Genomic DNA, 21956 nt, shown 5'->3' with positions numbered 1-21956 from the left:
ACTCCATTTGTTTCGTCTTTAGATTAAGTGAAGAAAAGCCATTTTTTGTCGAGTTCATTCTCTATAAAACATGCTTTTCACTTTATTATAACGAAAATATTTCTAAAAAACTAAAAAATATGGAAAATTCAAAGAGATTAGTTGGTCAACTCGTTCATTTGTTTGTTGAATCAACTTACTAAGTGAATATATAGGGGGAATCACTTATGGTCAAATCAAATATGACTTCGTTAAGTAGTTTACAAGGGATCGGCAACATTCAATATGAAGGAAAACATTCAAAGAACCCATTCGCATTTAAATATTATAATCCGAGCGAAAAGATTGGCGGAAAGACAATGAAAGACCACCTGCGATTTTCCGTCGCTTATTGGCATACACTGACTGCTGATGGAACAGACATGTTTGGAACTGGCACGATGAAAAGGGCCTGGGATTCTTATAGTGGAATGGATTTGGCGAAAGCTAGATTGGAAGTGGCTTTTCAGCTCTTTGATCTATTGGATGTTCCGTATTTTTCATTCCATGACCGTGATATTGCACCAGAGGGCGACACGCTTCAAGAGACCAATCAGCAGCTAGACGTCATCGTAGAAAGAATGAAAGGCTACATGCAGCAAAGCGGGGTTCGGCTTCTATGGAACACGGCTAATATGTTTAAGCATCCAAGATTTGTTCACGGTGCAGCGACATCCTGTCATGCAGATGTATTTGCCTATGCAGCTGCACAAGTGAAAAAGGGCATCGAAACAGCAAAGGAACTCGGCGCAGAAAATTATGTTTTCTGGGGAGGACGAGAAGGTTACGACACACTGCTGAATACAGATATGAAAAGAGAGCTTGACCATTTGGCGACCTTTTTGCATATGGCGGTCGATTATGCAAAAGAAATTGGATTTACAGGTCAATTTTTAATTGAGCCAAAGCCAAAGGAACCGACAACTCATCAATATGATACGGATGCAGCGACATCGATCGCCTTTTTAAAACAATATGGATTGGATACACACTTTAAATTAAATATCGAGGCCAATCATGCGACATTAGCGGGTCATACGTTTGAGCATGAGCTGCGTGTAGCAAGAATTCATGGACTGCTCGGTTCCGTTGATGCCAACCAAGGAAACTCCCTTCTAGGATGGGACACAGATGAATTCCCAACGGATTTATATGCCACAACACTCGCCATGTATGAAATTTTGCAAAATGGCGGACTTGGAACAGGCGGTCTCAATTTTGATGCAAAAGTCAGAAGAGCCTCCTTTGAACTGGAAGATCTTCTGTATGCCCATATTGCGGGGATGGATGCATTCTCAAAAGGGCTGCGGGTGGCTCATAGACTCATAGAAGACCGTGTGTTTGAAGATGTGATCAAGCACCGGTACCGCAGTTTTTCTGAAGGAATTGGACGGGAGATTTCAGAAGGAAAGGCAAACTTTCATACATTAGAAGAATATGCACTGAAACATCCGCTCATCAGAAACGAATCTGGCAGAGAGGAACAGCTGAAAGCCAGATTAAATCAATATTTGTTAGAAGATTAATGGAGCGGGCGGATGTTTTGAAGGAGTGAACACATGAAGTATGTGATGGGAATTGATCTTGGAACGAGCGGAGTTAAAGCGATATTAGTAGATGAGAGCGGGAAGGTATGCTGCGAGACGACTAAATCTTACCGCCTCATTCAAATCAAACCAGGTTATTGTGAGCAAAATCCTGAAGACTGGGTAGAGCAGACGATTGCCGCAATGACAGAACTTATGGAGAGAAAGCCTGTTCAGTCAAGGCAAGTAGAAGGCATCAGTTTTTCTGGACAAATGCACGGACTTGTTTTATTGGATGAATCCCTTCAGGTGCTCAGGCCTGCCATCTTGTGGAATGACACAAGAACAACACCGCAATGCGTGCTCATGACAGAAAAGCTAGGAGGCAGGCTGCAAGCGATCACAAAAAATCAGGCGTTAGAAGGGTTTACACTGCCAAAGTTGTTATGGGTAAAGGAACATCAACCAGAAATTGATCAACGAATCCATTTGTTTTTACTTCCAAAAGATTATGTCAGATATCGATTAACCGGCGCTATTCATATGGACTATTCTGATGCGGCTGGTACGTTACTGTTGGATATGGGAGAACAAACATGGAGTGAGGAGATTTGCAAAACCTTTGATATTCCGCTTCGTATTTGCCCGCCGCTCGTTTCGTCGGAGGCGGAGGTTGGAACACTCTTGCCACAGATCGCAAAGGCAACCGGGATGACAGAAGATGTGAAGGTTTTTGCGGGTGGAGCGGATAATGCTTGCGGTGCCATTGGCGCCGGCATTTTATCATCAGGTCACACATTATGCAGCATTGGCACATCAGGTGTCATTCTTTCCTATGAAGAAAATTATAACAGAGAGCTGAATGGAAACTTGCATTTATTCCATCATGCAAAAAAAGACGCTTTTTATACAATGGGAGTCACTTTGTCAGCAGGTTATAGCCTCGATTGGATTAAATCTTTACTTGCTCCAAATGAGTCGTTTAAAGTCCTTTTAGCCGGAGCAAAAGATATAGCGCCTGGCGCAAATGGATTGCTATTTACGCCATATTTAGTTGGGGAAAGAACGCCTCATGCAGATTCAGTCATTCGTGGAAGCTTCATTGGATTAGACAGCCGGCATAAAAAAGCGCATATGGTTAGAGCGGTGCTCGAAGGAATCACTTTTTCATTAAATGAATCGATCGCTTTATTCAGGCAGGCCGGAAAAAGAATAGATGCTATTGTGTCCATTGGTGGAGGTGCGAGAAGTCATACATGGCTTCAAATGCAGGCAGACATTTTTCAAGCTGAAGTGATTCAGCTTGAAAATGAGCAAGGGCCCGCATTAGGTGCAGCGATGCTTGCAGCAGTTGGATGCGGCTGGTACGAGTCACTTGAGGCGTGCGCGGATCAGTTTATCCATCAAGCGGCCGTATTTACACCAAATCAACAGCATGTCGATGTATATGATCATCTCTTTCGTTTGTATCAAAGCATTTATACACACACAAGAGACATTCATGCGGGTCTAGCACAGTATCGATAATCTAGTAGTGAGTGGGTGCATGAAAGGGGGTGATGAATTCGTTTCATCTTAGAGATGACAGAATTAAAAGGATGAAAAAGGAGAGGAATGGACGATGAATTTGAGAAAATTAAGACTGTTGTTTGTGATGTGTATTGGACTGACGCTTATACTGACGGCTGTACCAGCCCATGCGAGAACCATTACGAATAATGAAATGGGTAACCATAGCGGGTACGATTATGAATTATGGAAGGATTATGGAAACACCTCGATGACACTCAATAACGGCGGGGCATTTAGTGCAGGCTGGAACAATATCGGAAATGCTTTATTTAGAAAAGGGAAAAAGTTTGATTCCACTAGAACTCACCATCAGCTTGGCAACATCTCCATCAATTACAACGCAAGTTTTAACCCAGGCGGGAATTCCTATCTATGTGTCTATGGCTGGACACAATCTCCATTAGCAGAATACTACATTGTTGATTCATGGGGCACATATCGTCCAACAGGAGCGTATAAAGGATCATTTTATGCTGATGGAGGCACATATGACATTTATGAAACAACCCGTGTCAATCAGCCTTCCATTATCGGGATCGCAACCTTCAAGCAATATTGGAGTGTACGTCAAACGAAACGTACAAGCGGAACGGTCTCCGTCAGTGCGCATTTTAGAAAATGGGAAAGTTTAGGGATGCCAATGGGGAAGATGTATGAAACGGCATTTACTGTAGAAGGCTACCAAAGCAGCGGAAGTGCAAATGTGATGACCAATCAGCTGTTTATTGGCAACTAAAAAAGTCAAAGAAAAGAGCCGGGAGCAAAACTCCTGGCTCTTTCTATCATAATTTTTCAACTTCGACTCTGCCGGAAAAGAACGTCGCACCACCGCCCATATCTGCCAAACGATCAGGTGTGAGGCCATTCACCAAATGTTTTTTGCCTTTTTGGTCTGCCCATAATCCCTGGCTGACAACAACACCAGATAACACATTTTGTCCGACTGACACGATCAGCTCGCATTCTCCTCGATCATTCAGCACACGAACCATGTCCCCATCTTCAATCTGTCTTTCTTTTGCATCTTGTTCATTCATATGAAGCTTCGGAAATTTCTCTAGCTTTTGATGCTTCTCATGAAGAGAGAAGGTGGAATTAAGAAAATTATGGTTTGGTCCCGGTATAAACGTCAGTGGATAATCACTTTCCTTGAATAAAGGTACATAGGTTGGAAGGGCTGGATATCCATCTTTTTTCATTTGTTCAGAGTAAAGCTCAATTTTCCCGCTTGGGGTAGGGAGCTTTAAATCTTCGAAAGGCCCTCGTTTTGCTTTGATCCACTTTTTCTCTTTTAACGCTTGATATGAAATGTTTTCATAGTGCGGATTTTCAGGATGATGAAGAGCTTGTTCCATTAGTTCCGCATCTGTGTCTTTAAAGGCTTCATCTTCAAAGCCCATCGCATGAGCCAAAAGACGAAACACTTCTGTGTTTGATTTGCTTTCTCCATAACGTTCTATAACAGGTTCTTGAATTTGAATGTAATGATGCCAGTAAGAAGTATAAAAATCCTCGTTTTCAAAGGCAGAGGTCGCTGGCAGAACAATATCCGCATAAGTGGCTGTCTCTGTCATGAACAAGTCATGGACTACCGTAAATAAGTCTTCCCGCATCAAACCGTCTCTTACTTTATTTGCTTCAGGTGTCACAACAGCCGGGTTGCAAGAGTAGACAAAAAGAGAATCAATAGAAGGTTCTGCGTTCGTTAGCACGCTGCCCAGCTGATTCATATTAAATGTTCTAGGTTCGCGTTCCTTTAATAATTCCGGCCGCTGAAGAGCGATTTCATTATAACTAAGAAAAGAAGAGTTCGATTTCATCGCACCGCCGCCTTTATGCAGCCATTGACCGGTGAGGGCAGGGAGGCAGGAGATGGTTCGAATACTCATACCGCCATTATCGTGATGCTGTAGCCCATTGCCAATACGAATGAGAGACGGCGATGTCTCTGCGTACATTCTCGCAAGTGTGATGATGTCTTCTTTTGGGACACCCGTGATCTGTTCGACTGTTTCTGGATCGTACTGCTTCACATGCTCGCGAAGTTCATTGTGACCGACCGTGTAAGTCTCTAAAAATGACGCATCTGTGCGGTCTTCTTTAAAAAGGACATGCATGATCCCAAGAGCTAGCGCACTGTCAGTGCCAGGGCGAAGCGGAATGAACCAATCTGCCATCCGGCCCGTTTGGTTTTTGTGCACATCAATGACGACAATTTTGGCTCCTTGCTTTCGAGCTTTTTGTGCCAACGTGATTTGATGCATATTGGTTGAAACTGCATTGATGCCCCAAAAGATAAATAGTTTCGTATGAATGGTTTCTTCTGGGTCTGTCCCGATGCTTGCGCCCATTGTATATTTATAGCCAGTTGTTCCGGCTGACTGACAAATGGTTCGGTCTAGCTGACTTGAGCCAAGTCGATAGAAAAAGCGGCGGTCCATTCCTTCTGCATTGAGATTTCCCATATTCCCATAGAAGCTGTAAGGCAAAATGCTTTCTGGTCCTTTTTCTTCGATCAGCTTTGTCCATTTTTGACGAATGGTTTCAATCGCTTCTTCCCACGTAATTGGTGCAAACTGCCGGTCACCTTTTTGACCTACACGTTTTAATGGTGTTGTCAGACGTTTTTCATCGTATAAACGAGCTGTGACATTCCGCACTTTATTGCAAATGTTTCCTTGAGTGACTGGATGATCTGGGTCTCCTTGAACTTTAACGATCTTTCCGTTCACTTTATGGATTAAAAGACCGCACTGATCAGGGCAATCTAACGAACAAACTGATTTGAATATTCCGTCTTTCATTGCTGTGTAATCGGTCATACGTTTAGCTTCCTTTCCGAATTCCGTGATCACTGTACATATGGACTTTATTTTAGCATGTTCAGACGAGGAAGGTAAGGATAAGCATATGAAAAAAAGCCCCTAATGAAAGGGACTTTTAAAAACGGGTGACCTGTACAGGGAATTCTTTGACCCCAAACACAAACGTGCTTTGAATCGGTTTCAGCTGATCTGCCGCACAGGTGATTTCTCGAAACGTACGGAGTAAAATCTCAAGTGCTAGATGAGCCTCAAGCCGGGCGAGAGGGGCACCAAGACAAAAATGGATGCCGAAGCCAAAGCTCAAATGCGGATTTGATTTTCTGTCAAGACGAAACGTATCTGGATCGTCAAACTTCCGTTCATCACGATTCGCAGATGCCACCCAGCTGATAAGATAGTCTCCTTTTTCAATGTGAGAACCGGCAATCTGAACATCCTCTGCTGCAACTCGCCCAATCGCTTGAACAGGCGGATAATAGCGTAGCGTTTCTTCTGTCAATTGAGGAATGAGAGACAGGTCTTGCCGCACTGATTCGGCGATATGCGGCTGCTCTGTTAAAAGTCGTACGGCATTTGTGATTAAATTCGTTGTTGTTTCATTACCAGCAACGAGTAAGAGTATACAAAAGCCAAGCAGTTCATTTTCTGATAAACGCTCACCGTCAATTTCCGCTTGGATGAGAAGGGAGATTAAATCATCGGCTGGCGTTTCTTTTCGTTTTTGGATCAAATGAGCAAAGTACGCTGACAGCTCTTTTTCTGCTTGTTTTTGCATGTCGACAACGGCTTGAACAGCTTCTTTTGAATCATCTTTGGCTCCTGCAACTAGAGCATCTGAATGTTTTTTGATCAGCTCTCTGTCTTTCACTTCTGCCCCGAGAAGCTCGGCGATGATCATGACAGGTAGGGGAGCGGCAAGATCTTGGACAATATCGAAGGTCCGTTGATCCTTTACTTGATGTAATAGATCATGGGTCAAGTCTTTGATCTTTTCTTCTATTTGTTTGATCGCTTTTGGCGTGAAGGCTTTATTGACGAGTGCTCTCATTTTGGTATGTTTTGGAGGGTCCATTGTTAAAATACTCGTTTTAGATGTACTTCTTCCTCGCTGTGATGAAAATACTTTTGGCTGCTTCAGAACGGACTGAATATCAGCATATCGAAAGAGATCCCAGCACTTTCTCGTTTCATCGTATCGAATATCACCCTGCGATCGTAATTCATTGTAGATAGGGAATGGGAAAAGAAGGTCATCAGTAGATCGGATTTCTTTCATTGGGATGACATTGACGTAATTTTCTTTTACTTTCATTATGAACGCTCCTTTTTCTCTTGATTCCCTTTCACGGTATCACCACGAAAAACGCATTTCAACGGACATGTTTTCTAAAATATGTCAATAGTCTAATCGAAAGATTCAAACACATTCGTCCTATAGGAAAATAGAAAGTCATCAAAAATGATAGCGCTTTCTAAAAACTAGAATTGAAGTCACCGAAACCAAAAATAAAATGGTGAATTCAGTCGAACGAAAGGGTACTATGATTCAAATCTGTATAGTTCTTTTGATCTAAATTGATGATTTGAAAAAACACGGCTAACATATATACCGCAAGCTGTTCAGCTGGTATTCGGGACTTTTGAAAAGCGCTGGCTCTTTCTTGACACGATTTCTCATCATGTTACGATAACTAACGTGCGAAAAACACGAACAAAAAGCGAACAAGGGAGAGGATCAATATCATTGATCAAAAGAAAGTTGCTTTCATTGGAGCAGGTTCTATGGCGGAAGGAATGATTGCAGGTATTGTGCGATCAGGTCAGATGCCGCTCAGCCACATTTACGCAACAAACAAGCAAAATAAGCAGCGATTAAACGAACTAACGAAACGCTACGGAATCCAAACAGCCACAATGGATTCATTTCCTTTTGAAGAGATGGATATGTTGATCCTGGCAATGAAGCCAAAGGATGCTGAAACAGCACTTGAATCATTAAAACCTCATATTCAGAAAGATCAGCTCATCCTGTCTGTACTTGCAGGTGTGAAATCATCGTATATTGAAGACATGCTGCATGAAGGGCAGCCTGTTATGCGAGTAATGCCAAATACGTCAAGTACAATTGGGGCGTCGGCGACCGCTTTATCTGCTGGACGTTATGTGAAAAATGAACATGTAAGCATGAGTCGCGCTCTTTTATCTGAAATGGGAGAAGTGTATACCATTCAGGAAGAGCAAATGGATATTTTCACAGGAATTGCCGGAAGCGGTCCAGCTTATTTTTATTTCTTAATGGAAAGAATCGAAGAGGCTGGAGAAGAAGCTGGCTTATCAAAAGAAATGTCCCGTCAAATCGGTACACAGACACTTCTCGGTGCAGCGAAGATGCTGCAAGAAACAGCTGAAAATCCTTCTGTCCTCAGAGAAAAAATTACGTCACCTAATGGAACAACTGCTGCAGGACTAGATGCATTAGATGATTTTGGCGGAGGAGAAGCCATCAAACAGGCCGTCAAACATGCTGCCAATCGATCAAAAGAAATAAGTGAACAGCAAAAACAAAAAGTAACGATATAAATAGAGCCTCAATACAGGAGTGATAAGGTGTACGCAGATAAAGAGAGAAAACGAATTGTTGTGAAAATCGGAAGCAGCTCTCTTACTAGCTTTCAAGGTGAGATTAGTTTAAAAAAACTAGAAAACCTCGTCAATCAAATTGTAAAACTCAAAGATGAAGGACACGAAGTCATTTTGGTCTCATCTGGTGCGGTTGCAGCTGGTTACCGAAAATTAGGATTTATTGATAGACCGAAAACACTGCCAGAAAAACAGGCGTCTGCCTCAATAGGGCAAGGGCTTTTAATGGAGTCATATTCTACTTTATTTTTATCGCACGGTTATATTGCTTCACAGCTATTAATTACAAGAAGCGATTTTTCAGATGAAACGCGCTATCAAAATGTGCGAAATACAATGAATGTGTTATTAGATCGAGGGATCATCCCGATTATTAATGAAAATGATACAGTGACGATCAATCGGTTGAAGTTTGGAGATAATGATACATTGTCTGCAAAAGTAGCTGGACTGATTGATGCGGATTTCCTCGCTATTTTATCTGATATTGACGGCTTGTATGAAGATAACCCTCATACAAATCCGAATGCGAAGAGAATTCTCGAAGTCACAGAAATCACAGAAGACATCGAAGCAGCCGCTGGAGATGCGGGAAGCAGCGTGGGCACAGGCGGAATGAAATCAAAACTCGACGCCTTTAAAATTTCAATGGCCTCAGGCATCAATGGCTTTTTGGGAAAAGCCGATACGCCTCACATTTTAGACAAAGCCATTAATGGGACAGAGGACGGCACTTATTTTACAGCTGACGAAAATTTAGCGCCGCTGAATTATAAAAAACAGTGGATTGCTTTTCATTCTGGCCCAAAAGGAGAAATCGTTGTTCAAGAGAAAACACAGGAGCTTCTCATGCATCGTGAGAAAAGTCTGGATTCTGACGGCATAGTCGATGTAAAGGGTTCGTTTAAAAAAGGCGATGTTGTCCGTATTTTAGATCAAGATGAAAGAGAAATAGGGCTTGGCATTGTCAATTATGCGTCCGACGAACTCGCACTGAACGGTGACTTGCTACAGGATGAAGTGGTGCATGTCGTAGATCTTGAAGCATTTGTTTGTCATTTAGATTTATCAATACCAGTTTGCTAATCATAAGGGAGGAATTTCATGACACTGACAGCTGAAGTTGTCACATCGGTCAAAGAAAAAGCGAAAAAAGCAAAGCACGTATCAAAAAAACTAGGTTTACTTCAAACAGAGGAAAAAAATGAGGCGTTGCTGAAAATAGCAGAAACACTCGAACAGCAAAGTAATTTTATTTTACAGGAAAATCAAAAGGATTTAGAGGCAGGAAAAGAAAAGGGCTTCTCTGAAGCATTAATGGATCGATTAATGTTAAATGAAGAGAGAATTCATGAGTTTGCGGAAAGTTTGCGGCTTGTGACGAGATTAACAGATCCTGTTGGAGAAATATTGGATGAATGGACTCTTGAAAACGGCTTACATGTGAAAAGCCGAAGAGTACCGCTCGGCGTGATCGGGATGATCTATGAAGCGAGACCGAATGTCACTGTCGATGCAGCAGGGCTTGCCCTCAAGGCAGGCAACTCAGTGATTTTAAAAGGCGGTTCCTCCGCTATTTCTTCCAACAAAGCCATCGTCCGCGTCATTCATGAGGCATTGGATCAAACAAAGATCCCTCGTGATGCGGTACAGTTTATTGAACAAACAGACCGTTCATCGGTTCAAGCGATGTTTCATCTAAAAGAGTGGATTGATGTTTTAATTCCGAGAGGCGGAGCTTCTTTAATCAAAACAGTTGTAGAAGAATCGACCATTCCAGTTCTTGAAACAGGGACAGGGAACTGCCATATCTTTATTGATCAAACAGCGAATGTAGAAAAAGCCATTCAGATTGTCATCAATGCGAAAACAAATCGTCCGGCCGTTTGTAATGCGCTTGAGACTCTAATCGTTCATCGCGATTGGCTGAAAGAAAATGGTGCAACATTGAATGAAGCACTCCTTCAGCACCATGTCACTGTGCATGGAGATCAAGACGCTCAATCTTTCTTTTCCGAAGCGGTTCCTGCGGAGGAAGTGGATTGGACAGATGAGTATTTAAGTCTTGATCTTGCGGTGAAAGTCGTTGACTCAATTGAGGACGCCATTCACCACATTGATCAGTACGGAACGAAACATTCAGAAGCCATCGTAACAGAGGATGAAAAAAACGCACAAATCTTTCTAAACGAAGTCGATGCGGCCGCTGTTTATCATAACGCATCTACACGTTTTACAGATGGCGGTGCACTAGGATATGGCGCTGAAATTGGCATTTCTACTCAAAAGCTGCACGCAAGAGGGCCAATGGGACTTCCTGCACTGACAACAACAAAGCTGCTTCTGTCTGGTGATGGTCAGATTAGAAGCTAGAATGAATGTAACGAACACTACCTTTCTAACTTGAGGTAGTGTTCTTTAGTGTATGATAAAAAAGAGAGAAAAAAGGGAACGACATGGAAACGATGCTGAAGCACTGACAACTCTTGAAAAAGAAGACAAAGGGCTAAAATAAAGTCCATTTTAGCCCTTTGTCAACAATCTAGTTTTTTTATGAACTTGAACGGTCTTTTTTCATGACTTTCTCAAATTTGAAAAATTCAAATGTCTCAGGCGCTAAAGGGTCATTTTCTTGATCGTTCTCATGAGGCAAGCTCGGATCTGGATGGTGCAAGTGATAAAACTCAACAATCTGAAACCCGCATTTGTTCACATAAAAATGAATGTTGCGCTTTTCAAAATAAGGAGTGACAACTTCCCACACCTTCGTTTCTGGATATTGCGCCTCAATGGCTTTCCATGCTGCCTGACCAATGCCTCGGCTGTGAGATGATGAAGAGATATATAACAGGTCCACCGAATTGCGGTGTGTGAGAGGGTTGATTTTTAAAACAACCCCTCCTGCCTTTTGACCGTTTAGTAAAATATGATAGACAAGGTTCTCAGTCGAATAAAAAGATTCATCAATCGACTCATCAGGAGGAATTGGTCCACCTTCTGCATCGCCAAATGCATCAATGATCCCAGCTGTGAAAGCATCTTGCAGTTCTTTTTTCATCAAAGGGAAGTCTTCTTGATTTGCAAGTGATAATGTGACTTGATCTTGTGCGATTTTGTTCATGTGTAAATCCTTTCTCCACATATGTGGTGTTTCTGCATGTTATCATAAAGGATGGAGTAACTCCATAGTCAAGAAAGGAGCCCTAAAAATGATGAGCGATGTTCAAAAAACATTTTTAACTGGAGAATTTGCGGCATTATTTGAAGTGAAAAAAGATACACTGCTCTATTATGATAAGATCGATTTGTTTAAGCCGGCAGGTGTTCAGGAAAATGGGTACCGTTATTATACATTTGAACAGTTTGATCATTTCATGGCCATTCAATCTCTTCGTGCTGTTCAATTTCCGATCAAACAATTAAAACAATACTTTACTGAGCCTTCTCAGGATAAATTGCAAAGTCTTGCGGTTGAGCAAGCAGAAAAGGTCGGGAAGGAGATCCAAAAACTACAGGATATTCAATCTTTTCTTTTTCGTGTGATCGAGACAACGAATGAATTATCATCAGTGAAAACAGGGGAGGTCTTGTTTCAAGAACTGCCAGAAGAACCGATCGTCCTTAGTACATCAAACCCGATTGATTCAAACACACCTATAGAAGAAATTTCTCGAATTGTAGGAGAATTTCTGAAAGGGATTGGTATTAAAGGTGCCGCGGCAAATGGTTCTGTTTTAAACAAGGAGCAGTTTTTGCAGCGTCATTATCATCAATCTGATAGGCTGTTTTGCCGAATGGAAGGGCCGGATGCAGTCAAAAAGCCAGCGGGTCTATATGCAGTCATGTATCAACAAGGAACATATGAAGAGATGGAGACTGCCTATTCACGTTTATTAGATCGAATCGAAGCAGAGGATATGATACTGGATGGTGATGTCTTTGAGGAGTATTTACTTCATTCTCTGATGTCTAAAAATGAAGCGGATTACATGACGAAACTTAGTGTGAAAGTCAGAAAACGGGAAGCTTAAGGCATCACAAAAAGGATAGACAGGCATTTTCACATGCTGTCTATCCTTTTTGGTGCTGTTTAACCGACTTGGTTTTCGGCAAATTGACTCATATAGAGGTCGGCATAAAAGCCTTTTTCTTTCAAAAGCTCACGATGAGTTCCTTTTTCAATGATCGTGCCATCTTTCATGACTAAAATGAGATCGGCATCTTTAATCGTTGAAAGTCGATGTGCAATGACGAAGCTTGTTCTGCCGTTCATTAATTGATTCATCGCTTTTTGAATATGCATCTCTGTCCGTGTATCGACACTGCTTGTTGCTTCATCTAAGATTAATATCTTCGGATCAGATAAGATGGCACGGGCGATGGTTAACAGTTGACGCTGACCTTGTGAGAGGTTGCCGGCATCTTCTGTTAAGAGTGTGTCATATCCATCTGGAAGGGTGCGGATGAAATCGTCTGCATAGGCATGTTTAGCGGCCTTCAACACATCCTCTTTTGAAACATTTGGTCTGCCATATGCGATGTTGTCATAAATTGTGCCTTCAAAGAGCCATGTATCCTGAAGAACCATCGCAAATAAGTCACGCACTTGCTCTCGGCTGAGGTCGGTTGTTTTTACGCCGCCAATGCGAATGGAGCCTTGATCTAGCTCGTAAAAGCGCATTAACAGATTAATAATCGTTGTTTTTCCAGCGCCTGTTGGCCCAACAATGGCCACCGTTTGTCCTTCTCGGACTTGTAAATTCAAATCTTTAATAATGGGTTGATCTTTCTCATAACCGAAGTGAACGTGCTCAAAGGCCACATCTCCGGAAAGGGATTTAAGATCAATCGCTGCATCTTCTTGCGCATGTTCTTCTTCTTCATCCAGAATTTCAAACACCCGTTCAGCAGAAGCGATAGCAGATTGAACTAAGTTTGCAACACTGGATGCTTGCACAAGTGGCTGCGACATTTGTTGTGTGTATTGGATAAATGCTTGCACATCCCCAACACGAATATTCCCATTAATGACAAGAATTCCGCCAGCAACACTTACCGCCACATAGCCAAGATTCCCAATAAAGGTCATCATCGGCATCATTAAGCCGGAGATAAATTGTGCTTTTCTTGAAGATTCATATAGTTGTTCGTTTAATTGATCAAATGTATCAATGGCTTTCTTTTCATAGCCATACGCACGAACCGTCTGATGTCCTGTGAACATTTCATTAATATGTCCATTGATCATCCCTAGTTCTTTTTGCTGTGCTTTAAAATGCTTTTGCGAAAATGATGTAATGCCTCGAATCGCAAACAAACTAAGAGGCAGCGTCAAACAAACAAGCAGCGTCAGTAGCGGACTGATGAAAAGCATCATGACGACAATTCCAATGACTGTAATGACAGATGTGATCACTTGCGTGAGTGCCTGCTGTAAAGAAGTATTAATATTATCAATGTCGTTCATCACCCGGCTCAGCGTGTCTCCGTGTGTTGTTTTATCAAAATAACGAAGGGGGAGACGTGTGAGCTTGTCATTTGCTTCTTGCCTTAATTCAGCAATGGTCTGCTGCGAGACACCCGCCATCACATATTGCTGCACGAATGAGAAGAGAGATGCTACGACATATAATAGAACAAGCAGCAATAAAATGCGTGAAATGACATCGAATTGAACGCCAGTTCCTTGTGTAAAACTTTCAAATAGGGAAGAGGTGGCATCCCCAAGTAATTTTGGACTGACGACATTAAAAACGGTTGAACCGATCGCTGCAATCAGGACAATGATCAGCTGAAATTTCCTCGGTTTTAAATAGCCCGTTAAACGAAGAAGTGTTTTTTTAAATTCCTTCGGTTTTTGTACTGGGCCCCTTGGGTGACCGCCTTTATGTCCCATTCCAGAAGACATTTTTTTACTCATCCTTGCTCCACCTCCTGACCTTCCTGTGATGCGACGATCTCTTGATAGACAAGGTTATCTTTCAGTAACTGTTCATGTGTACCGATACCTGCTATTTTTCCATCATCTAACACAATGATTTTATCGCTATGCTTCACTGTGCTGATTCTTTGGGCCACAATAATCAAAGCAGCATGCTCTTTTTCAGCTTCTAGCGCTGACCGAAGTTTTGCATCCGTTTTGTAATCAAGGGCAGAGAAGCTATCGTCAAACAGGTAGAATGCGGGTTTTCTTACGAGTGCTCTTGCGATCGAAAGACGTTGTTTTTGACCGCCAGAGAGATTCGAACCCCCTTGGTCTATCTCTGCGTGAATTCCGCCATCTTTTTGCAAAACAAATTCTTCGGCCTGTGCCGTCCGCAGTGCCTGCCAAATCTCGTCATCTGTTGCATCGCGTTTGCCAAAGCGCACATTATCAGCAATGGTTCCGCTAAATAAAATGGCTTTTTGAGAAACATAACCCATCTGACTTCTCAGTTTCTCTTGAGGCAATTCTCTAATATCGACACCATCTAATGTAATTCTTCCTTCTGTTGCTTCATAAAAACGTGTCATCAGCTGAAGAAGGGTCGTTTTCCCGGAACCTGTACTGCCGATGATCGCCGTCGTTTCACCTTTTTTGGCTTCAAACGTCATGTCTTGAACAGCTGGTTTTTCAGCATTTGAATAATAAAATGACACATTCTCAAAGCGAATGGACTGGGCTGGCTGATCAAGTTTAGTGACAGCCTCTTTTTTGTCTTTAATTTTTGGTTCTAAATTCAACACTTCATTCATCCGTTTAGCTGATGCCTGAGCTCTAGGCACCATAATAAAACTCATAGAAAGCATAATGAGTGCCATTAAAATCATCATCGCATATTGAATGAAGGCGATCAGATTCCCGACTTCCATCTGTCCGGCATCAATCCGATTAGCGCCAATCCAGACAATGCCGATATTCGTGAAGTTCATGATGATGAGCATAAAAGGAAACAAGTACGCCATTAATCGATTGACCTTAAGGCCAGTATCCTTATACGATGTATTGGCTTCTTGAAAACGTTCCTTTTCGTCATCTACTCGGTTAAACGCACGAATGACCCGAATGCCTGAAAGCGACTCTCTCATAATCAAGTTCAGCCGGTCCGTTTTTTTCTGAAGCTGTCCAAAGAGGGGGATCGCTTTTCTTGACACCAAATAAATGAACCCGCCAAGAAGGGGGAGAGCTGCTAAAAAGATGAGAGATAACACAGCATCTCTAGATACAGCCAAAATAATTCCACCAACGAGCATAAGCGGCGCCCGTGTCATCATTTGTAAGATCATGATCGTGACATCTTGAACTTGTTTCACATCATTTGTGGATCTTGTAATAAAGGAAGATGTCCCGATTTTTTGAAATTCTTCTAATGAGAATTGTTCGACATGCACAAATAGCTGTCTTCTCATATCACGCCCGAAGCCTAGAGCTGTCTTAGATGACAAGTAGGACTTCCAAATCGTGAGCAAGATGGCAAGTAAAGAACAAGCCACCATCCAGCCCCCAACCTTCCATATATAAGCGACATCTCCTTGGACGATCCCGACATCAACAATATCTGCTGTAAGCGTCGGTAAATACAGCTGGAGCATACTGCTCAAAAAGGTGAGAATCACAATGAACACAACGGATAGCCGATAGGGCTTTAAAAACGATAAAATTGATTTCATACGATTACCTTTCTTCCATATAGTCTGTTGTTCTGTAACTCATCATATACAAAGAGGGATTATTTCTACAAATGAAATGTCTTGTTTTAATGAATTATTTATATTGTTCAATTTTTGAAAAGAAGTCCTTTACAAACATATAAAAATCATGGGCAGAAGGAGACATCTCTCTTGATTTAGACGCAATAATTCCGACCGTTCTTCTCACTTGAGGGAAATCAATGGGAATTTTCACTGTAAATCGCGGTGTTGTTTCATAAAAAGCACTTTCGGGTAATAAGGTAACGCCCATACCCGCTGACACAAGACCTTTAATGGCATCCAAATCTTCTCCTTCAGATGAGATAGTAGGCTCATAGCCAGCCTGCTTACAGGCATCAACCGCAATTTGTCTCAGCACATACCCTTCAGGAAATAAAACGAAATGGTCTTTTCTCAAATCACTTAAATGAATACTTCTTTGCCCGCTAAAGGGGTGACTAATAGGCAAAAGGGCATAAATGCTTTCGGAAAACAAGATATTTCCTTCTATTTGAGGATCGTTTGTCGGGACGGGTCCTAAAAAGGCAAGATCAATGTCTCGATTTTTGACAGCTTCAATCAGAAACTTATAGGAACCTTGACGAAGTAAAAAATCGACCTCTGGATATTCCAGCTTAAATGCGGAAATGACAGAAGGGAGCACTTGGCTTGCTAGACTTGTAGGAAATCCAATGTTCACTGTCCCTTTGTGGGGGTCTAAGTATTCATCAATTTGTTCTTTGGCGTAATCTATCGCTTTTAGGGCGGTTCTGACATGGTCCAAAAATTGTCTGCCGATTTTCGTTAATTTGATATTTCGTCCTTCTCGTTCGAATAAAGCCACTCCAAGTTCTTCTTCTAAATTGGCAATCTGCCGGCTGATGGCAGATTGGGCAACGTGTAAGTTTTCAGCCGCTTCTGACACGTGTTCACGGTCAGCAACTTCTACAAAATAACGTAATTGACGAAGCTCCATTTTTGCACTTCACACCCATCTATCTCAAAAAGAGATTGTTTTGATCTAAATTATATATTGTTTATATTAATTTGAAAACTTAAAATAAGTTACAGAGTTTGTGAGATTTTATTACTGTGAAAAAACGGATCTTTTAAACGGGGGAGAGAAACGATGACTTATAATCAACTACCACAACCACAAGGTCTCTACCGTCCTGAATTTGAACATGATGCATGTGGAATCGGACTGTACGCCCATTTAAAAGGGGAGGCGACACATAGCATCGTCAAAAAGGGATTACAAATGCTGTGCCAGCTTGATCACCGCGGCGGGCAAGGCAGTGATCCGTATACAGGTGATGGTGCCGGTTTAATGGTACAACTGCCAGACGCTTTTTTTAGAAAGAACTGTCAAGACTTTGCACTTCCTGAAAAGGGCCGTTACGGGGTAGGAATGGTGTTCTTTTCAAAAGATGATGATGCCAAAACGCGTCAAGCGATCGAACAAAAGATCAACGGCTTCATTAAACAAGAAGGGCAAACATTAATTGGCTGGAGAACGGTCCCTGTTGATGCTGGGAAAATTGGAACGGTTGCAGCGAAGAGCTGTCCGGTTGTCCGGCAAGTGTTCATCGGAGCAAACGACAACGTAACAGACCGTTTGTCATTTGAACGAAAATTATATGTCATCCGTAAGCAGGCTGAAAACTGGGGAACAGCAGAGGAAAAACAATTTTACTTTGTCAGTCTGTCTAGTCAAACCATTGTATATAAGGGGCTTTTAACATCAGATCAAGTTGATGCTTTTTATCTTGATCTACAGGATGAAACATTTGTTTCTGCATTTTCACTCGTTCACTCAAGATTTAGTACAAATACATTCCCGACATGGGAACGAGCGCATCCAAACCGTTACTTGATTCATAACGGAGAAATCAACACATTAAGAGGAAACATCAATTGGATGAGAGCAAGAGAACAACAATTCGTGTCTGAAGCCTTCGGAGAAGATCTAGACAAGATTTTGCCAGTGCTGAATGCAGACGGAAGTGATTCATCCATTTTAGACAATGCCTTTGAATTTTTCGTGCTTGCAGGGCGTACTCCTGCTCATACAGCGATGATGCTGATTCCTGAGCCTTGGACGGAGAATACGCACATGTCTAAAGAGAAACGGGCATTTTATGAATATCATAGTTCGTTAATGGAGCCGTGGGATGGCCCGACAGCGATTTCGTTTACGGATGGTAAACAAATCGGCGCCATCTTAGATCGGAACGGATTAAGACCTGCGAGATACTACGTGACAAATGACGATCACATCATTTTCTCATCTGAGGTCGGCGTCATCGACACAAATGAAGAAGATGTGAAGTATAAAGACCGTCTTGAACCAGGTAAAATGCTGTTAATCGATTTAGAAGAAGGACGCATTATTTCGGATGAAGAAGTGAAATCTTCGATTGCGAATGAACTTCCTTATCAAAAATGGCTCGATGAAGAAATGGTTCACGTCAATCGCTCTGAAGAAAATTCAGAAAATTCTAGTATAATGAGTGATTTGTTAACGCGTCAGCGTGCTTTCCATTATACGTACGAAGACATTCAAAAGTATTTAATTCCTTTACTAGAAGAAGGCAAGGACCCAATAGGCTCGATGGGAAGTGATACACCGCTTGCTGTGTTATCAGATCGTGCGCAGTCGCTGTTTTCTTATTTCAAACAGCTGTTTGCTCAAGTCACGAATCCGCCGATTGATGCCATTCGTGAACAGCTTGTCACATCGACCATGACTTGGTTAGGTGCTGAGGGAGATATTTTACATCCAAATGAATATTCATGCCGAAGAATTAAACTTTATACACCCGTTTTAACAAGCGGGCAGTTTAACGGCTTGAAAACGATTGTTCATAATGCCTTTAAAAGCAAAACGATTCATACACTTTTCACTGATGACCTAAAACGTGGTCTTGATGCGATGTTTGAAGAGGCAGAAAAAGCCATTCGTGAAGGGGTATCTTTATTAATTCTTTCCGATCGTGATATGACGGAAGAAAAAGTGCCGATTCCACCACTTCTTGCATTGAGTGCACTTCATCAGCATCTTGTGCGTCAAGGCTTACGAACAAAGGTGAGCTTAATCGTCGAATCTGGAGAAGTAAGAGAGGTTCATCATTTTGCCGCACTGATTGGCTACGGCGCAGATGCGATCCATCCGTACCTCGTTTACGAAACATACAAACAGCTTATTGCTGAAGAAGCGATTGCGATTAGCTTTGATGAGGCTGTCACAAAGTTTGGGAAAAGTGTGACTGAGGGCGTCGTTAAAGTAATGTCTAAAGTGGGAATTTCCACTGTCCAAAGCTATCGAGGCGCACAAATTTTTGAAGCAGTCGGCATTAGTGAAGATGTCATCCAGGCGTATTTCACAGGAACAGCTTCGCAGTTAGGCGGTATTGATCTTGACACCATTGCAAGTGAAGCAAAGCTTCGTCATGAGGCTGGGTATCAGGCATCAACTGATCAAACGCTAGAATCAGGCAGTGAATTCCAGTGGAGAAAAAATGGAGAGCATCATGCCTTTAACCCAAAAACCATTCATACTCTTCAGTGGGCATGCCGCAACGAAGATTATGATTTATTTAAGCAATATACGAAGGCAGCGGATGAAGAACGAATTGGTTTCCTTAGAAATCTATTTGCTTTTCGTTCAAAACAAAAGCCAGTTCGTCTGGAAGAAGTTGAATCTGCTGAATCCATTGTACGCCGCTTTAAGACAGGTGCGATGTCATTTGGTTCATTAAGTAAAGAAGCGCATGAAGCACTAGCGATTGCGATGAACCGAATTGGCGGCAAAAGCAACAGCGGAGAAGGCGGGGAAGACCCTGCACGCTTCACAGTAGATGAGCACGGGGATGATCGCAGAAGTGCAATTAAACAGATTGCTTCTGGCCGCTTTGGTGTGAAAAGTCATTATTTAGTCAATGCAGATGAACTGCAAATTAAAATGGCGCAAGGTGCAAAGCCTGGAGAAGGCGGACAACTGCCAGGGAATAAAGTATATCCTTGGGTCGCAGACGTACGTGGTTCTACGCCAGGTGTTGGCCTAATCTCACCACCGCCTCACCATGATATTTATTCAATCGAGGATTTGGCTCAATTGATCCATGATTTGAAAAACGCAAACCGTGACGCACGCATCAGTGTCAAGCTAGTTTCTAAAGCTGGCGTTGGAACGATTGCAGCAGGTGTTGCAAAAGGGACAGCTGATGTCATCGTAATTAGTGGATATGATGGCGGTACTGGAGCTTCTCCGAAAACAAGTATTAAACATACAGGACTTCCTTGGGAGCTTGGATTGGCAGAAGCGCATCAAACCCTTGTCTTAAACGGCCTTCGAGAGCGAGTCGTTCTTGAAACGGATGGCAAATTAATGACAGGACGCGACGTTGTCATGGCTGCGATTTTAGGAGCAGAAGAATACGGCTTTGCGACAGCTCCACTTGTCGTATTAGGATGCGTCATGATGAGAGCATGTCATTTAGATACTTGCCCAGTCGGAGTCGCTACTCAAAACCCAGAACTTCGCAAAAAATTCATGGGTGACCCTGATCACATTGTCAACTTCATGATGTTTATTGCAGAGGAAGTAAGAGAAATTTTAGCTGAACTTGGCTTTACATCAATGGATGAATTGATTGGGCGTACGGATGTCTTATCAGTAAGTGAAAGAGCAAAAGCACACTGGAAAGCAGGACAGCTGAACCTTGAAACCCTGCTATATCAGCCAGAGGGACCACGCACATTCAGAACGCCGCAAAATCATAAAATTGATGAATCACTGGATATGAATGAGATTCTCCCTTATGTACAGGAAGCGCTCGATCATCAAACACCGGTTGATCTGTCACTAAACATTCGCAACATTCACCGTGTAGCTGGAACGATTACGGGCAGTGAAGTGTCTAAGCGCTACGGAGAAGAAGGTCTGCCAGAGGATACGATCACACTTCGGTTCACTGGTTCAGCTGGACAAAGCTTCGGCGCATTTGTTCCAAAGGGGATGTCTTTATATTTAACAGGTGACTCAAATGACTATATCGGCAAAGGACTCTCTGGAGGCAAAATTGCTGTCAAAACATCTGATCACTTTGTACAAAATGGACATGAGAACGTGATTGTCGGTAACGTTGCATTTTACGGCGCGACAAGCGGAAAAGCGTATATTAACGGTCGTGCAGGTGAACGATTTGCCGTTCGTAATTCAGGTGTCAATGTGGTCGTTGAAGGAATCGGTGATCACGGCTGTGAATACATGACTGGCGGACGTGTTGTCATTTTAGGTGACGTTGGGAAGAACTTTGGCGCAGGGATGTCTGGCGGTATCGCTTATGTGCATACATCCGATGCAAAACAGTTCAAAAGAATGTGTAACATGGAAATGATCATGTTTGAAAAACTCACAGATCACGAAGAAGAACAAGAAGTGAAGCAAATGATTCAGGAACACCTTGATTATACAAACAGCTCAAAAGCAGCAGCGCTTCTAGAGAACTGGGCACAAGAAAAGAATCAATTCATTAAGATCATTCCGAGAAATTACAAAATGATGCTTCAAAGCATTGAGGAACAAAAACAAGCAGGCCTCAGCCACGAGGAAGCTGTTATGTTCGCATTTGAAGCAAACACAAAACCGAAAAATAAAGAAACGGCAAACGGGCAAAAAGCAGCCGTCGCTCATTAAGAA

At 42.3% G+C, this 21956-nt stretch carries 14 protein-coding genes; 8 read left to right on the top strand and 6 right to left on the bottom strand.

Features of this window, described 5'->3' with window-relative positions:
* The first annotated feature begins 206 nt into the window (after nt 1–206).
* The 3 genes from xylA (at nt 207) to ACNO7B_RS09430 (ending at nt 3852) form a co-directional block, all read left to right on the top strand.
* On the top strand, nt 207–1544 hold the full coding sequence (gene xylA / locus ACNO7B_RS09440; RefSeq protein ID WP_417901451.1) for a xylose isomerase: 1338 nt from the start codon (nt 207–209) through the stop codon (nt 1542–1544).
* Nucleotides 1545–1577: 33 nt separating this feature from the next.
* Nucleotides 1578–3071, top strand: a complete 1494-nt coding sequence (gene xylB, locus ACNO7B_RS09435; RefSeq protein WP_417901450.1) for a xylulokinase — start codon at nt 1578–1580, stop codon at nt 3069–3071.
* 94 nt (nt 3072–3165) lie between these two features.
* On the top strand, nt 3166–3852 hold the full coding sequence (locus tag ACNO7B_RS09430; protein ID WP_007500674.1) for a glycoside hydrolase family 11 protein: 687 nt from the start codon (nt 3166–3168) through the stop codon (nt 3850–3852).
* Nucleotides 3853–3898: 46 nt separating this feature from the next.
* Here ACNO7B_RS09430 and ACNO7B_RS09425 read toward each other — a convergent pair whose 3' ends face one another.
* Nucleotides 3899–5938, bottom strand: coding sequence for a molybdopterin oxidoreductase family protein (locus ACNO7B_RS09425; RefSeq protein WP_417901449.1), 2040 nt, complete (start codon nt 5936–5938; stop codon nt 3899–3901).
* Nucleotides 5939–6056: 118 nt separating this feature from the next.
* Nucleotides 6057–7253: a cytochrome P450 gene (locus ACNO7B_RS09420; RefSeq protein ID WP_041507098.1), complete on the bottom strand. Its 1197-nt coding sequence runs from the start codon at nt 7251–7253 to the stop codon at nt 6057–6059.
* Between the two features lie 470 nt (nt 7254–7723).
* Here ACNO7B_RS09420 and proC point away from each other — a divergent pair, with 470 nt between their 5' ends.
* From proC to ACNO7B_RS09405, 3 genes are read left to right on the top strand one after another with little or no spacing between them, the layout of a single operon-like run.
* Nucleotides 7724–8521 carry a pyrroline-5-carboxylate reductase gene (gene proC, locus ACNO7B_RS09415; RefSeq protein ID WP_175580616.1) on the top strand — a complete coding sequence of 266 codons (798 nt, stop codon included), beginning with the start codon at nt 7724–7726 and terminating at the stop codon, nt 8519–8521.
* Between the two features lie 27 nt (nt 8522–8548).
* Nucleotides 8549–9667 (top strand): glutamate 5-kinase, encoded by a 1119-nt coding sequence (gene proB, locus ACNO7B_RS09410; protein WP_008346569.1) that lies wholly within the window; start codon nt 8549–8551, stop codon nt 9665–9667.
* Between the two features lie 18 nt (nt 9668–9685).
* The gene (locus ACNO7B_RS09405) at nt 9686–10954 is read left to right on the top strand and encodes a glutamate-5-semialdehyde dehydrogenase (protein ID WP_008346570.1); all 1269 of its coding nucleotides are present in this window, start codon (nt 9686–9688) and stop codon (nt 10952–10954) included.
* Nucleotides 10955–11132: 178 nt separating this feature from the next.
* Here the strand turns inward: ACNO7B_RS09405 and ACNO7B_RS09400 are convergent, their stop codons facing one another.
* The gene (locus tag ACNO7B_RS09400) at nt 11133–11702 is read right to left on the bottom strand and encodes a GNAT family N-acetyltransferase (RefSeq protein WP_058336761.1); all 570 of its coding nucleotides are present in this window, start codon (nt 11700–11702) and stop codon (nt 11133–11135) included.
* An 88-nt stretch (nt 11703–11790) separates the two neighbouring features.
* Between ACNO7B_RS09400 and ACNO7B_RS09395 the strand changes: the two genes are divergently transcribed.
* Nucleotides 11791–12612, top strand: coding sequence for a MerR family transcriptional regulator (locus tag ACNO7B_RS09395; protein WP_417901448.1), 822 nt, complete (start codon nt 11791–11793; stop codon nt 12610–12612).
* A 59-nt stretch (nt 12613–12671) separates the two neighbouring features.
* Here ACNO7B_RS09395 and ACNO7B_RS09390 read toward each other — a convergent pair whose 3' ends face one another.
* From ACNO7B_RS09390 to ACNO7B_RS09380, 3 genes are all read right to left on the bottom strand, one after another.
* Nucleotides 12672–14501: an ABC transporter ATP-binding protein gene (locus ACNO7B_RS09390; RefSeq protein ID WP_017367415.1), complete on the bottom strand. Its 1830-nt coding sequence runs from the start codon at nt 14499–14501 to the stop codon at nt 12672–12674.
* Nucleotides 14498–16231 carry an ABC transporter ATP-binding protein gene (locus tag ACNO7B_RS09385; protein ID WP_417901447.1) on the bottom strand — a complete coding sequence of 578 codons (1734 nt, stop codon included), beginning with the start codon at nt 16229–16231 and terminating at the stop codon, nt 14498–14500. The genes ACNO7B_RS09390 and ACNO7B_RS09385 overlap by 4 nt, the downstream gene beginning before the upstream one ends.
* 94 nt (nt 16232–16325) lie before the next feature.
* Complete coding sequence (locus ACNO7B_RS09380; RefSeq protein ID WP_024718330.1) at nt 16326–17228, bottom strand: LysR family transcriptional regulator; 903 nt, start codon at nt 17226–17228, stop codon at nt 16326–16328.
* Nucleotides 17229–17381: 153 nt separating this feature from the next.
* Between ACNO7B_RS09380 and gltB the strand changes: the two genes are divergently transcribed.
* Nucleotides 17382–21953, top strand: a complete 4572-nt coding sequence (gene gltB, locus ACNO7B_RS09375; protein ID WP_138825896.1) for a glutamate synthase large subunit — start codon at nt 17382–17384, stop codon at nt 21951–21953.
* Nucleotides 21954–21956 lie beyond the last annotated feature (3 nt).

This window comes from Bacillus sp. AK25 (genome assembly GCF_048270685.1).
Taxonomy (GTDB): Bacteria; Bacillota; Bacilli; order Bacillales; family Bacillaceae; genus Bacillus; species Bacillus altitudinis.
This window is presented reverse-complemented; position numbering and strand designations above follow the sequence as displayed.

Excerpts from the sequence above, each read along its gene's own strand:
- xylA (WP_417901451.1), top strand. The coding sequence starts at position 207 with ATGGTCAAATCAAATATGACTTCGTTAAGTAGTTTACAAGGGATCGGC.
- xylB (WP_417901450.1), top strand. The coding sequence starts at position 1,578 with ATGAAGTATGTGATGGGAATTGATCTTGGAACGAGCGGAGTTAAAGCG.
- ACNO7B_RS09430 (WP_007500674.1), top strand. The coding sequence starts at position 3,166 with ATGAATTTGAGAAAATTAAGACTGTTGTTTGTGATGTGTATTGGACTG.
- ACNO7B_RS09425 (WP_417901449.1), bottom strand. The coding sequence starts at position 5,938 with ATGACCGATTACACAGCAATGAAAGACGGAATATTCAAATCAGTTTGT.
- ACNO7B_RS09420 (WP_041507098.1), bottom strand. The coding sequence starts at position 7,253 with ATGAAAGTAAAAGAAAATTACGTCAATGTCATCCCAATGAAAGAAATC.
- proC (WP_175580616.1), top strand. The coding sequence starts at position 7,724 with ATGGCGGAAGGAATGATTGCAGGTATTGTGCGATCAGGTCAGATGCCG.
- ACNO7B_RS09405 (WP_008346570.1), top strand. The coding sequence starts at position 9,686 with ATGACACTGACAGCTGAAGTTGTCACATCGGTCAAAGAAAAAGCGAAA.
- ACNO7B_RS09400 (WP_058336761.1), bottom strand. The coding sequence starts at position 11,702 with ATGAACAAAATCGCACAAGATCAAGTCACATTATCACTTGCAAATCAA.
- ACNO7B_RS09395 (WP_417901448.1), top strand. The coding sequence starts at position 11,791 with ATGATGAGCGATGTTCAAAAAACATTTTTAACTGGAGAATTTGCGGCA.
- ACNO7B_RS09390 (WP_017367415.1), bottom strand. The coding sequence starts at position 14,501 with ATGAGTAAAAAAATGTCTTCTGGAATGGGACATAAAGGCGGTCACCCA.
- ACNO7B_RS09385 (WP_417901447.1), bottom strand. The coding sequence starts at position 16,231 with ATGAAATCAATTTTATCGTTTTTAAAGCCCTATCGGCTATCCGTTGTG.
- ACNO7B_RS09380 (WP_024718330.1), bottom strand. The coding sequence starts at position 17,228 with ATGGAGCTTCGTCAATTACGTTATTTTGTAGAAGTTGCTGACCGTGAA.
- gltB (WP_138825896.1), top strand. The coding sequence starts at position 17,382 with ATGACTTATAATCAACTACCACAACCACAAGGTCTCTACCGTCCTGAA.